Source organism: Paraburkholderia sp. SSBN10T (assembly GCF_056619545.1).
Map to the genome: position 1 here is coordinate 295,221 of NZ_JBWQQI010000004.1, position 12,923 is coordinate 308,143.

The 12,923-nt window shown below is 63.3% G+C and carries 12 protein-coding genes; 8 read left to right on the forward strand and 4 right to left on the reverse strand.

The features are described from left to right. The first annotated feature begins 192 nt into the window (after positions 1 to 192). Both AC1ECK_RS08445 and AC1ECK_RS08450 read left to right on the forward strand, forming a co-directional pair. Positions 193 to 1,440, forward strand: a complete 1,248-nt coding sequence (locus tag AC1ECK_RS08445) for an NRAMP family divalent metal transporter (RefSeq protein ID WP_480317865.1) — start codon at positions 193 to 195, stop codon at positions 1,438 to 1,440. 171 nt (positions 1,441 to 1,611) lie between these two features. Further along, on the forward strand, positions 1,612 to 2,532 hold the full coding sequence (locus tag AC1ECK_RS08450) for a PTS sugar transporter subunit IIA (protein WP_480317867.1): 921 nt from the start codon (positions 1,612 to 1,614) through the stop codon (positions 2,530 to 2,532). Here the strand turns inward: AC1ECK_RS08450 and AC1ECK_RS08455 are convergent. The 3 genes from AC1ECK_RS08455 to AC1ECK_RS08465 form a co-directional block, all read right to left on the reverse strand. Beyond that, on the reverse strand, positions 2,517 to 3,410 hold the full coding sequence (locus AC1ECK_RS08455) for a 4-hydroxy-tetrahydrodipicolinate synthase family protein (protein ID WP_480317870.1): 894 nt from the start codon (positions 3,408 to 3,410) through the stop codon (positions 2,517 to 2,519). The genes AC1ECK_RS08450 and AC1ECK_RS08455 overlap by 16 nt on opposite strands. Before the next feature lie 2 nt (positions 3,411 to 3,412). Then, on the reverse strand, positions 3,413 to 3,754 hold the full coding sequence (locus tag AC1ECK_RS08460; RefSeq protein ID WP_480317872.1) for a hypothetical protein: 342 nt from the start codon (positions 3,752 to 3,754) through the stop codon (positions 3,413 to 3,415). A 251-nt stretch (positions 3,755 to 4,005) separates the two neighbouring features. After that, a complete protein-coding gene (locus AC1ECK_RS08465; protein WP_480317874.1) occupies positions 4,006 to 4,773 on the reverse strand; it encodes a DUF4410 domain-containing protein in 768 nt (255 codons plus the stop codon). A 437-nt stretch (positions 4,774 to 5,210) separates the two neighbouring features. Here AC1ECK_RS08465 and AC1ECK_RS08470 point away from each other — a divergent pair, with 437 nt between their 5' ends. The 6 genes from AC1ECK_RS08470 to AC1ECK_RS08495 all read left to right on the forward strand — a co-directional run bounded on the left by AC1ECK_RS08470 (position 5,211) and on the right by AC1ECK_RS08495 (position 11,975). After that, positions 5,211 to 6,602 carry a GH1 family beta-glucosidase gene (locus tag AC1ECK_RS08470; protein WP_480317876.1) on the forward strand — a complete coding sequence of 464 codons (1,392 nt, stop codon included), beginning with the start codon at positions 5,211 to 5,213 and terminating at the stop codon, positions 6,600 to 6,602. 86 nt (positions 6,603 to 6,688) lie between these two features. Next, positions 6,689 to 7,927, forward strand: a complete 1,239-nt coding sequence (locus AC1ECK_RS08475; RefSeq protein WP_480317878.1) for an ABC transporter substrate-binding protein — start codon at positions 6,689 to 6,691, stop codon at positions 7,925 to 7,927. A gap of 8 nt (positions 7,928 to 7,935) precedes the next feature. After that, a complete protein-coding gene (locus tag AC1ECK_RS08480) occupies positions 7,936 to 8,871 on the forward strand; it encodes a carbohydrate ABC transporter permease (RefSeq protein ID WP_480317880.1) in 936 nt (311 codons plus the stop codon). Further along, positions 8,871 to 9,803, forward strand: coding sequence for a carbohydrate ABC transporter permease (locus AC1ECK_RS08485; RefSeq protein WP_480317882.1), 933 nt, complete (start codon positions 8,871 to 8,873; stop codon positions 9,801 to 9,803). The genes AC1ECK_RS08480 and AC1ECK_RS08485 overlap by 1 nt, the downstream gene beginning before the upstream one ends. A 3-nt stretch (positions 9,804 to 9,806) precedes the next feature. Next, positions 9,807 to 10,889: an ABC transporter ATP-binding protein gene (locus AC1ECK_RS08490; protein ID WP_480317884.1), complete on the forward strand. Its 1,083-nt coding sequence runs from the start codon at positions 9,807 to 9,809 to the stop codon at positions 10,887 to 10,889. Positions 10,890 to 10,913: 24 nt separating this feature from the next. Beyond that, positions 10,914 to 11,975 carry a LacI family DNA-binding transcriptional regulator gene (locus AC1ECK_RS08495; RefSeq protein WP_480317886.1) on the forward strand — a complete coding sequence of 354 codons (1,062 nt, stop codon included), beginning with the start codon at positions 10,914 to 10,916 and terminating at the stop codon, positions 11,973 to 11,975. 62 nt (positions 11,976 to 12,037) lie between these two features. Here the strand turns inward: AC1ECK_RS08495 and AC1ECK_RS08500 are convergent, their stop codons facing one another. Further along, positions 12,038 to 12,895: a PA4780 family RIO1-like protein kinase gene (locus AC1ECK_RS08500; RefSeq protein WP_480317888.1), complete on the reverse strand. Its 858-nt coding sequence runs from the start codon at positions 12,893 to 12,895 to the stop codon at positions 12,038 to 12,040. Between the last annotated feature and the right edge of the window lie 28 nt (positions 12,896 to 12,923).

Below are 12,923 nucleotides of genomic sequence, written 5' to 3' on the forward strand. Positions count from 1 at the left end.
GCGGTTGGCGGATTAACATCTTCTTCGGCGCCTATAACGGCGCGATGGTGCCCGCCTTGACGGAGGTGATGCCGGTCGAGGTGCGCGCATATCCTGCTATCGTACGGCGTCACGCCGCTTTCATGAAGGCAAAATGGGCGCCGTGACATTCGACACATCCGCCTAACTCAACCTCGCTGCTTATTAGAACGCATGTCCGGTGCCTCCCTGTTCAAACCGAAGATCTCCCCCAATCTGCGCTGGCTTGCCTTGTGGGGGCCGGGCCTCCTTGTCATGCTGGCCGATTGCGATGCCGGCAATGTCGTCACGGCGGCGCAGGCGGGCGCCCAGTGGGGCCTGCAACTGCTGGTGGTGCTGCTGGGCCTGATCCCCTTGCTTTACATGGTCCAGGAACTCACGGTACGGCTTGGCATCTTCACAGGCCGCGGGCACGGCGAACTGATCCGTTCGAACTTCGGCGCGGTCTGGGCATGGATCTCCGCGGCCGGGCTGGTGATTGCGGTGCTGGGCTCGCTGGTGACGGAGTTCACCGGTGTGGCTGGGATTGGCGAAATGTACGGCGTATCGCGCTCCGTCACTTTGCCGCTTGCCGTGCTCGCGCTGATCGCGGTGGTGCTGACCGGTTCGCACAAGCGTGTCGACAAGGCGGCGATTCTGATCGGCGCGTTCGAGTTGACCTTCTTCGTGGTGGCCTGGAAAGCCCACCCCGATATGCACGACGCGTTCCGGCAACTGAAGAGCCTGCCGTTCGGCAATCGCGAGTTTGCCTATATGGCGGCGGCGCTGATTGGTGCGACCTTCAATCCGTGGATGGTGTTCTATCAGCAAGCCGCCGTCGCCGACAAGAAGCTCACCGCGCAAGACTATGGGGCAGCCCGCACGGAAACGGCGCTTGGCGCGGTGCTCACGCAATTGCTCACGGGGGCGGTACTGGTCGCCGCTGCCGCTACGCTGGCGGGCGACGGCAAGTCGCACACGCTGGATAGCGTCGGGGAGATCAGCCATGCGCTCGCGACCGTGGTGGGGCCGCAGGCGGGCCGCGTTCTGTTCAGCGCGGGCGTGCTTGGCGCCTCGATGGTGGCGGCGATTGTCTGTTCACTCTCGCTCGCCTGGGGGCTCGGTGAAGTGGCGGGCTACAAGCGCTCGCTCGAAGACCGGCCAACTGGCGCGCCGTGGTTTTACGGCGTGTACGTGGCGTCGGTCGCCGGCAGTGCATACCTTGTCTGGCTGGCGCCTGATCTGGTGTCGTTGAACGTGGCGGCCCAGGTGGTGAATGCCTTGATGTTGCCGCTGGTGGTCGGCCTGCTGATTGCGCTTAGCGTGACCTCGCTTGCCGAAGCGCATCGTCCGCGCGGAATCTATCTTTGGCTGGTCTCGGGCGTTGCCGTACTCGTTAGTGTTGCCGGCATCGTCGGCGCAGTCTGGGGTGTGATGTCCTGAAGACGCGCGGCTTCGCGTGCCGCGCCGCGCCGCTAGTGGCCGATTGCCATCGTCAATGGCTCGGCAATCGGTCCGGGCGCGGTTGGCACATGCCCACACGGTCAATATTTTTACGCGGGCTTGACGCCGATTCGTGTAGCCTGACATCAGGTAAACGAAGCGAGGGGCGACATGACGCACCCAATGACGAGCCTGCGCGCGCTGCTCGGCGCGGGCAAGCATGCAGTCCGGTCCCGGCCGCAAGCCAAACCGGGCCGCAACGTGATGATGCACGTCACGCTCGATGCGCAACACGCCACGCCTTTGCGCCAGGCGCTGACGCGCGACTGCGGCGACCAGCCGTGGACCATCCGGGTCGCGCCAGTGCCCGGAACCGGCCGCGTGCGGCTGTCGCTCTATCTGCCCAAGACAGCCGTCGACGGGGCGATCCAGCGGGTTGCCCATCTGGCGCCCACGGCCGAACTGGGCCAGCTCTTCGAAGTCCCTGACGCTCCCACCGACTCCTGGCGTGGCTTGATGCATGCCGACGCGGTGCCTCGCATGAATGCGGCCAATGCCGTTGATGCTGCGGATGAGGCGGGCGCAGTGGACCGGACCGACGCGACTGCGGAGCTCGACGACGACGGCGTCGCCGGCAGTGCGATTGCGCGGCTGATGTCGCCGGAGCATGTGCTGCTGGGCCTGGAGGTTGCGAACCGCCAGGACCTGTTCGTCCAGCTAGGCCGTTTCTTCGAACAACATCACGCGTTGCCTGCCGCTGTTGTGACTGCCGGTCTCGAAGCACGTGAAGCCATGGGTTCGACCGGGCTCGGCCAGGGCGTCGCCGTGCCGCATGGCCAGATCAAGGGGCTGCGGCACGCGATGGTCCTGTATGTGCGCCCCGTGAGGCCAATTGCTTTCGATGCGCCGGACGGCAAGCCGGTCAGCGATATCGTCGCGTTGCTGGTGCCGAAATGGGCAAACTCGACACATCTGCGGCTGCTCGCGGACGTGGCGGAACGCTTTTGCGATCACGAGTTCCGTGAGCAACTGCATGCGTGCGAGGATGCGAACGGCGTCTGCCGGCTTTTTGCCGACTACGTCGCGGACTGAGTGGCTACCGCAAATTCGGCACGCAGATCCTGCAACACCTCGCGGGCTTCGCTCAGGCGCGCCACCAGCTCGGCGGAGGCGCGGCTGATCGGCATGCGGGTCTCGTCTGTCATGGGATGATCGAACGCGAGCATGGCCTTGATCGCAGACGGATTGGGGGCTGAAAACAGCAGCTTGATCAAGGGCTGCAAGGTAGCGAACAGCGTTTGAGCTTCCGGCTCGCGCTTCGCCTCGGCGAGCGCCTGGACTTCGATCAGCAGATCCGCGCAGACATGAGCACTTGCCAGAATGCCACCGGCGCCGCCTTGGCGGATGCAGTCGAGGAAGGCCTCGTCCGTGCCGCACAGCAGGCTGACCGGCACGCTGCGCAGCTTCTCGAAGTTATCCTTCACGCACTCCTTGATGGCGACGACGTTGTCGAGCTCGGTGAGGCGCGCGACCGTGTCCGGTGCGATTGCCACGCCGGTTCGATGCGGCACGTTGTACAGCACGACCGAGCGCTCGGTTGCACTCGCAACCTGTTCGAAGTGCCATTGCACTCCGGCCTGGTCCGGGCACATATAAGAGGGCGGCGAGACCAGATAGCCGCTGCAATCCCAGTGCTCGTAGCGGCGCAGTTCGCGGACCACCTCGCGCGTATCCGGGCCGCCCACTCCAACCAGCACAGGCAGACGCCCACCGACCACGTCGGTAATGGCCTGCAGCACGGTGACCCGCTCGGTTTCCGAGAGCAACGCCGCTTCGCCGGTTGTGCCGAGCGCAACCAGGCCGCTGATTTCGGTATGCGAATAGTCATTCGCCAGATGCTGCAGAGCGTCGATATCGACTTCGCCGTTACGCATCGGCGTGACGAGCGGCAACCAGATGCCTGAGTACATGATTAGTGGCTCTCCCTGCTCAGGGGGCGGCGCTTGAGCGCGCCGATCATCGCGTGAGGCAGCGTGGCGATCAATGCGTGCAGGGTGAAATCGAGGTCATCCGGGGCGATGTCGAGGTCTACTTGCGCATGGTCGTGCATGACTTCGGTGCTGACCACGTAGACGCCTAGCGGGGAATGCAACAGGGCCTTGAGTTGCGAGCGCGCGTCCTGCTCGGACTCGCCGAGCAGCGTGACCGGCAGCTGCACACGTGGCAAGGGAAACGGGATGACGTTGTGACGGTGGATGGCAGGTGTACGTTGTGCTCCAACGTCGAAGACTTGCAGTGACTGAGGATGCGCCATGAGTTGGGTTGTGTAACTGCGGTTGTTCGACACAGTTACTAGAGTAGACGCCTCGGTGTAAACGCCACGCTAAAATCCGCGCACCTGGCGGAAAAATGTGGTGGTGCTTTGCCTCGCGCGCTAGCTGACCCACTGCATCAAGCTGACGAGCAAAGTGGGGGCGTGATGGACGCTTCGACGGGGTTGTTTCGTCTTCCTGACGAGGCCGACCCCGTGTTTCTGGCGCATTAAATTGCCAAGCGTCCAAGCCCTTAGCCTTTGGTGCGCTCCGCAGGCAGCCAGCCTTGCGTTTTGCCGAGTTCCGCCACTTGTTTGGCAATCGACTCCGCCAGCTTTTTCGCGTTGCCCGCAGCGCCGCCGTGCATGGTCTCGGAGACGCCATGCAACCCGGCGCCCGCCGCCGCCGAGGTGGCGAGATGACCGGCGGCCGCGCCTACACCCGCTGTCTCCGCGATGCCGGGCATCTTCCCGCTATCGGCGCTGGCGTCGAAGCTCTGCACGAGGCGCGGCGTGCCGCCGGCCGGCTTATACAGAAGCAGCACCGACGTGCTGAGTTCGCTCTTCCCCGCGCCAAGGCCAATCAGGACGCGGCGCCGGCGATTGCCTGAATCGATCGTCTCGAACTTGCCTTGCACCAGCAGAACGTTTTGATCGGCCGGCGCCGGGATGTCGGAACGGATCGCGCGCAGCCCCATGGACTGCAACTGCCGCACGATTTCATTCGCCACCTGTTCTCGCACTTCTACGGCTTCCTGAGCCTGCTTCTGCGCAGCGGACGTGCCGTCGAATTGCGACTTCACTTTCTGGATCAGGCCGCCGTTGTCGAGCTTCACCTGGTCGGGCGTGCTGTCGAACGAATAGACGTAAATGTTATCGGGGCGTACCTGCGGCTGGCCCGAATATTGGGCAGTGTTGGTCACGCCGCCCGCACATCCGGCGAGCAACGTGCAAAGCACAACCACTGCCGCGGCCGCACCGCGTGCGCCTTTGTTCCGTACGAATTGAATTGAAGTCCACATGCTGATCCTGTCCCTGACACGGTCGTGTCGTCGCTCGCTTAAACGTATCGTCCGATGATTGATAAAGCGCAGGATGCCTGCTCGTCTGCGTTCTCATTCATACGTGACTCACCTGCTGAACTCATACACGTTCTTGCAGGTGCACCGTCAGCAGAGGCGAGTATGCGGGAAGGGGCTCGTGGACTCCACGCTTCAATTATGTCGAGTCATGTCATCGGAGCGGGCGTGCTTTTGGGGCGCGGTCTTTATCCCGTTCTGGAGTGCCCAATCCCTTCACCACGCCAGGTGGGCCATAGGAGCAGTTGTGACGGCACCCCATCCAGACAAACCCTGATTGCTGCCTGGAATTGGCCGCTGCTATCGTTCGCTGGTCTTTGTGGAAGCGCTTCCACTGCGCTTTCGAGCAGCCGGTTCAATGACCTCGCGTAGGAGAATCCGTGGCAAACGACGCATCTGTTCTCTCCCAAAGCCTGAACGACGACCCGTTCTCGCCGCCCGCCGATTCCGCGCTCTGGCGCAAGCAGTTCCTGCTCGGCGCCGCCACCGCTTCCTACCAGATCGAAGGGGCCGTGCACGAAGACGGCCGTCTGCCGTCGATCTGGGACACTTTCTCGGCCATCCCCGGCAAGGTGCTGGCAGGCGACACCGGCGAGATTGCCTGCGATCACTACCATCGCTGGGAAGCGGATTTCGACCTGCTGACGGCGCTCAACTTCGAAGCCTACCGTCTGTCGATCGCCTGGCCGCGCGTCATGGACGAACACGGCAAGCCCAACCAGAAGGGACTCGACTTCTACAAGCGCCTGCTGGGCCGCCTCAAGGAGAAGGGGCTCAAGACCTTCGTCACGCTCTACCACTGGGACTTGCCGCAGCATCTGGAAGATCGTGGCGGCTGGCTCAATCGGGACATCGTGTACCGCTTCGCCGACTATGCGGATCTGATGAGCCGCGAGCTTGCCGGGCAGGTCGATGCATGGGCCACGCTCAACGAACCGTGGTGCTCGGCGTATCTCGGCTACGGCAACGGTCATCACGCGCCGGGCCTCGCCAACGAGCGCTTTGCCACCCAGGCCATGCATCATCTGCTGCTCGCGCACGGCTCGGCAATTCCGGTGCTGCGCGCCAACGATCCGGCTTCGCTGAAAGGGATCGTCGCCAACGTCGGCCGGGGCACCGCGAATTCGGAAAGCGCTGCGGATCGCCGCGCGGCCCATTTGTTCGAAGTCCAGCACAACGCGTGGATTCTCGACCCGCTGCTCAACGGCGCGTACCCGGAGGACCTGTTCGACCTCTGGCCCGGCACCGAGCCGCTCGTGCTGGACGGCGACCTCAAGACGATTGCCGCTCCGCTCGACTTCCTCGGCATCAATTACTACTTCCGCACCAACGTGCGCAGCGACGGCGGACATGGTTTTACAGAGGCGCCGCCCGCAGGTGTCGAACGCACGCAGATGGGCTGGGAAGTGCACCCGGACGGCTTGCGCGATCTGCTGACCGGCTTTCACAAAACCTACCCGAATCTGCCGCCCATCTATATTACTGAGAACGGCATGGCGTCGGACGATCGCGTGATCGAGGGCCGCGTCGACGACGCCCAGCGTATTTCTTTCATCAAACGCCACATGGCGGCGGTGGATAGCGCGATCAAGGCCGGCGTCGACATTCGCGGCTATTTCGTCTGGTCGTTGCTGGACAATTTCGAATGGGCCTTCGGTTACGAACGGCGCTTCGGTGTGGTGCACGTCGACTATGCGACGCAAAAGCGCACCATCAAACGCAGTGCCGAATTGATCGCCAGGTTTCTCGCGCAGCGAAAGGAGCGCAACTGACGAGCGTACGGAAGCGCGCAACCGAATACGTTGAGCTGGTTTGTATGTCGACCTGAAACAAAGGCGCAAAGCCTGGAGGAGACGGAATGAACTGCAGAAGGAAACTCGTGAGTGGCGTTGCCCTGGCCCTCGCACTCAATGGCATCGTCGCCCACGCCGATCCGCTGAAGGCTAACGTGATTCACTGGTGGACCTCGGGCGGCGAATCGGCCGCGATCCGGCAGTTCGCCGATGCCTACGACAACGCCGGCGGCCTGTGGGTCGACAATGCCGTGGCCGGCGCCGATCAGGCGCGCTCCACGGCCATCAACCGGATTGTCGGCGGCGATCCACCCACCGCGGCGCAGTTCAATACTTCGAAGCAGTTTCATGACCTGATCGATCAGGGCATGCTCAATAACGTCGACTCGGTGGCAGCCAAAGAGAACTGGAACGCCATTTTCCCGCAGTCGATTCTCGACTCCATCAAGGTCAACGGACACTTCTACGCGGCGCCCGTCGACATTCACATGCAGGACTGGTTCTTCTATTCGAAGCCTGCCTTCAAGAAAGCCGGCATCGCAGGCGAGCCGCAAACCTTCGACGAACTGTTCGCCGATTTCGACAAGCTGAAAGCGGCCGGCCTCATCCCGCTCGCGCTCGGCGGCCAGGCGTGGCAGGAGAAAATCACCTTCGACGCCGTGTTTGCCGATGTCGGCGGCACCGACCTGTATATGAAGGTTTACCGCGACCGCGATCAGAACGCGGTCAACTCGGCGGCCTTCAGGAACGTGCTGACCACCTTCAAGCGTCTGCATAACTATGTGGATGCGGGCTCGCCGGGCCGCAACTGGAATGACGCGACCGCTCTGGTGATTTCGGGCAAGGCCGGCATGCAGATCATGGGCGACTGGGCGAAGGGCGAGTTCTCGGCCGCCAATCAGGTGGCGGGCAAGGACTTCGGCTGCTTCCCGGGTTTCGGTCCGCGCTCGCCGTACATGGTGGCGGGCGACGTGTTCGTGTTCCCGAAGACCGACAACGCGAATGCGGTCAAGGCGCAGAACCTGCTCGCCACCGTGATGACGTCGCCATCCGCACAGGTTGCCTTTAGCGCGAAGAAGGGCTCGATTCCGATTCGTCCGGACGTGGATACCTCGAGCCTGGATATCTGCGCCAAGGAGGGCATTGCGATCATGAAGGACAAGTCGCGTCAGTTGCCGAACCCGGAGATGCTGATTCCGCCGGACCTGCAAGGTGCATTGACGGACGTTATTACCAACTTCTGGAACAAGAACGAGTCGGCTGAAGATGCGCAAAAGGCGTTTGCCAGCGCGCTGAAGAGCTGAGCGCCGCGATGCGCGCGCTCGGCTTACCGTCGGCAGCGCAACGGCATGCCATGCGCTCAAAACCGCTTGGCCGGCGTTGGCCGCTGGCCGCCTGGATCGCGCTGCTGCCGATGGTGGCGACAGTCGTGTTCGCCTACCTCGGCACCATGCTGTGGACAGCCAGAGTGTCGCTCACGCTGTCGCGCACTTTTCCGTCCGACCGCTTCGCCGGCATGACGCAGTATGTGCGGTTGTTCCAGAACGACCGCTGGATCGTGTCGCTGCAGCACATCGTGATCTACGGGGCGTGCTTTATCGTCGCCTGCATGGTGATCGGTTTGCTGCTGGCCATCTTCGTCGATCAGCGCGTGGTGGCGGAGGGCGCCCTGCGCACGGTGTTTTTATATCCGTATGCGATGTCGTTCGTCGCCACGGGGCTCGTCTGGCAATGGATTCTCAATCCCGAGCTGGGCGTGCAGCAGGTATTGCATCGCATCGGTTTTGCACATGCGCGCTTCGACTGGATCGTCGATCAGGACTGGGTGGTCTATACGCTCGTGATCGCCACGGTCTGGCAAGCGTCCGGGCTCGTGATGGCGCTGTTGCTGGCCGGCTTGCGCGGCATCGACGACGAGATCTGGAAAGCGGCGCGCATCGACGGCATTCCGCGTTGGCGGGTCTATGTGAGTATCGTGGTGCCGATGCTCAAGACCTCGATGTCCACGGCGTTCGTGCTGCTGTTCGTGATGGTGGTCAAGCTCTACGACGCGGTCGTGGCGATGACGCTGGGCGGCCCGGGTACGGCGAGCGAAGTGCCGGCCAAGTTCATCATGGATTATCTGTTCGGCCGCGCCAACATCGGCCTCGCCTCGGCCGCTTCGATCGTACTGCTGACTACCGTGCTGGCGATCCTCGCGCCGTTCTTTTATGCGCGCAGCCGCGCCGCCTTGCGAAAGGACGTTTGATGAACACGCTGCCTGCCACGGGCGAATCCGCAGGGAAAGCCGCCGCCGGCCTTGCCGCGAGACCGGGCCCCAAGCGCCGCTCCCATTTCACGCCCGCGCGTTTCGGCGTCTATGCGTTCCTGATCACCGCCGCGCTGTTCTTCCTGTTGCCGCTATACGTGATGCTGGTGACCTCGGTCAAGCCGATGAGCGAGATCCGCGTGGGAAATATTCTGGCGCTGCCCATGCATTTCACGCTCGCGCCGTGGCGCGATGCGTGGGCGTCGGCCTGCACGGGGCTCGACTGCAACGGCATTCAGGTCGGCTTCTGGAACTCGGTGCGCATTGTCGTGCCGAGCACGATTCTGTCGATCATGATCGGCGCGGTGAACGGCTATGCACTGTCGTTCTGGCGGCCGCGCGGCGCCGGCTTGCTGTTCGCCATCCTGCTGATGGGCGCCTTCATTCCGGTGCAGGTGATGGTCTATCCGCTGGTGCGGGTGCTGGCGAGCGTGCATCTGTTCAGCTCGCTGCCGGGCATCGTGGTGATTCATACGATCTTCGGCATGCCCATCATGACGCTGCTGTTTCGCAACTACTATGCGTCGATTCCGCTCGAACTGTTCAAGGCGGCGCGCATCGACGGCGGTGGTTTCTGGCGCATCTTTCTGCAACTGATGCTGCCCATGTCCACGCCGATCATCGTGGTGGCCGTCATCATGCAGGTCACCGGCATCTGGAACGACTTCATTCTCGGCCTCGTGTTCGCGGGCACAAGAAACCTGCCGATGACGGTGCAGTTGAACAACATCATCAACACCACCACCGGCGAGCGTCTCTACAACGTCAACATGGCGGCGACCATCCTCACCTCGATGGTGCCGCTCGCCATCTACTTCATTTCGGGCCGCTGGTTCGTGCGCGGCATCGCTTCCGGCGCCGTCAAGGGATAGCGTATGAGCAACTTATCGAACGTATCGGTTCGCAATCTGCGCATCGAGCTGGGCGCGAACACGATCATCGAGTCGCTCGATCTCGATGTGAACGCCGGCGAATTCGTCGTCCTGCTCGGCCCGTCGGGCTGCGGCAAATCCACCTTGCTGCATAGCATTGCGGGGCTGATCGACGTCGCGGACGGCAGCATCGAAATCGGCGGCGAGGATATGACCTGGGCCGATCCGAAAGACCGCCGCATTTCGCTGGTGTTCCAGTCGTACGCGTTGTATCCGACCATGAGCGTGGAGCGCAATCTGTCGTTTGCACTGCGCATCAACGGCACGCCCAGGGCGGAAATCGAACGGCGCGTCACGCGTGCCTCCGAGATGCTGCAACTCGGGCCGCTGCTCAAGCGCAAGCCGGCGCAACTCTCCGGCGGCCAGCGTCAGCGCGTGGCGATCGGCCGCGCGATCGTGCGCGAGGCGGATGTGTTCCTGTTCGACGAGCCGCTGTCGAATCTCGACGCCAAGTTGCGCACCGAGCTGCGCCGCGAGCTGAAGCAACTGCATCAGCGGCTCGGCGCAACGATGATCTACGTGACCCACGACCAGGTCGAGGCGATGACGCTCGCTACCCGCATGGCCGTGATGCGCGGCGGCGTGATCCAGCAGATCGGCACGCCTGCCGAAGTTTACGCGCGGCCGGACAATCTGTTCGTTGCTAGCTTTCTCGGCGCGCCTGCGATGAACATGCTGCAAGGGCGGCTGGAGCGGCGCGAGGAGGGCATGCGTTTTCGCACCGCTCACCTCGATCTCGATGTGTCGCGCTATCCCTTCAAGACGCTGCCCGATACCACGCGGCCCTGCGTGCTCGGCGTGCGCCCCGAGGACGTGCGGGTCGGCGCGGATCTCGCGCAGCAAGGCCAGGTATCTCTCGTCGAGCCGATGGGCAACCACCGCGTTATTTGGCTCGATTATCATGGCGCCCAGATCGCGTCGATCGATCAGGACAAGGCGCCCATCGCGGTAGGCGAGGCGCGTGCCTTTTCGCTCGACAGCGCACATATTTCGCTGTTCGACGAGGCCAGTGGCGCCCGTCTGTGAACGGCACGGTTTGATGGAGCGTGTGTGGCAACCCTGAAAGACGTGGCGGAGCTGGCCGGAGTCGGCATGTCGACCGCATCGCGGGCGATTTCCGGCAAGGGGCCGGTATCGGCCGATGCCGCGCGCCGTGTGCAGGCCGCCATCGAGGCGCTGAATTTCCGGCCGTCCTCGATCGGCCGCGCCATGGCGACGCAATCGCTTGGCATGATCGGCCTGTTCGTGCCGACTTTCTTCGGCTCGTACTACGGCACCATTCTGAAGCAGACCGATACCGAGTTACGCGCGGTGCACCGTCACGTGGTGGTGGCGACCGGTTGCGGCGACTCGTCGCCGCGCGAGCAGGCGCTCGAAGCGGTGGACTTCCTGATTGGCCGCGATTGCGACGGCGTGATCGTGATCAGTCACGATCTGCACGACGAAGATCTGATTCGCTTGCACCGGATGCATCCGAAGATGGTGTTTCTCAACCGGGCGTTCGATCAGTTGCCCGAGGCATCGTTTTGCGCCGATCACGTGCGTGGCGGCGAACTGGCGGCGCGCACCTTGCTCGAGCATGGGCATCGCGAGATTGCGGTGATTGCGGGCCCGTTCAGCGCCTCGGACAATCAGGCGCGTCTCGACGGCTTCTTTGCGGAGCTGGCGCGCCACGGCATCGAACGCGCGCAGGTGCCGTTGATCGAATCGGACTTCTCGCCGGAAGGCGGTTACGCGGCCGCGCAAGCGTTGCTCGACGCGAAGCAGCCGTTTACCGCGGTGTTCTGCGCAAACGACACGATGGCGGTGAGCGTTCTCGCGCGTTTTCAGCAAGCCGGCATTTCGGTGCCGGGCGATGTCTCGGTGATCGGCTACGACGACGATTACTCCGCGGCTTACGCCGCGCCTGCGCTCACTTCAGTGCATATTCCCACCGCGGACCTGACGCAAAACGCCGTGCGCTGGCTGGTGAATCAATGCTACGGAACGTCGTGGGAGATCTTCCGCGAGTTTCCCGTGACGGTGACGATGCGTGCCTCGGTGGGGGCGCCGCGCGGCAAGGGCCGCAGCGGTGGGTCGACGCCTGAACGATCTTGCCGCCACGCGCGTTAACCAGAAAGCGGCGCGGCATGCGCCGCCCCGGCAACAACGCGCAGCGCAAGAGGTGAGCGCGCTCAGCCGCCCTCGCGCAACGACTGCTCGTGGCGCACGCGGGCCTCCTCTTCGAGGCGGGTGTCCTCGAGTTCCTGCAGCACCGCATCGAGATCGACCGGAGTGGTGTCGAGTTCGATCTGTCCGGTCAGTTGCACTTCGGGGTGCAGACCGCCGCCTTCGAACAGCGCCCAGATTTCCTTGCCGTAATTCGCGCTTAACAGATGCGGTGCGAAGCGGCCGAAGTAGGCCGCGAGATTGTCGACGTCGCGCTCCAGCATGGCGGGGGCTTCGAGATTGCCGGCGGCGTCGACAGCCTGCGGCAGATCGATGATGACCGGGCCATCCTCGGCCAGCAGGATGTTGTACTCGGACAGGTCGCCGTGAATCACACCGGCGCAGAGCATGCGCACCACCTCGTTGAGCAGGCGCGCATGCAGTTCGACCGCGCGCGCCTCGCTCATGTCCACGTCGTTCAGACGTGGTGCGACGTTGCCGTGCGCGTCGGTCACTAGTTCCATGAGCAGCACGCCGTCAGTGCAGATATAGGGCTGCGGCACGCGCACGCCGGCATTGGCCAGACGAAACAGCGCGTCGACCTCGGCGTTCTGCCAGTGCTGTTCCTGCACTTCACGGCCATAGCGGCTGCCTTTTTCGATGGCGCGCGCTTCACGGCTGTTCTTGACCTTGCGCCCTTCGCGATACGAGGCCGCCTGACGGAAGCTGCGCTGCTTGGCATCCTTGTAGACCTTGGCGCAACGGGTTGAAGCGCCGCTGCGCACTACATACACAGTGGCTTCCTTGCCGCTCATCAACTGGCTGATGACTTCGTCGATCAGGCCTTCTTCGACGAGCGGGAGTAGACGTTTGGGTGTTTTCATGCGGTCACCGCCTGCAAGCGGCATGGCG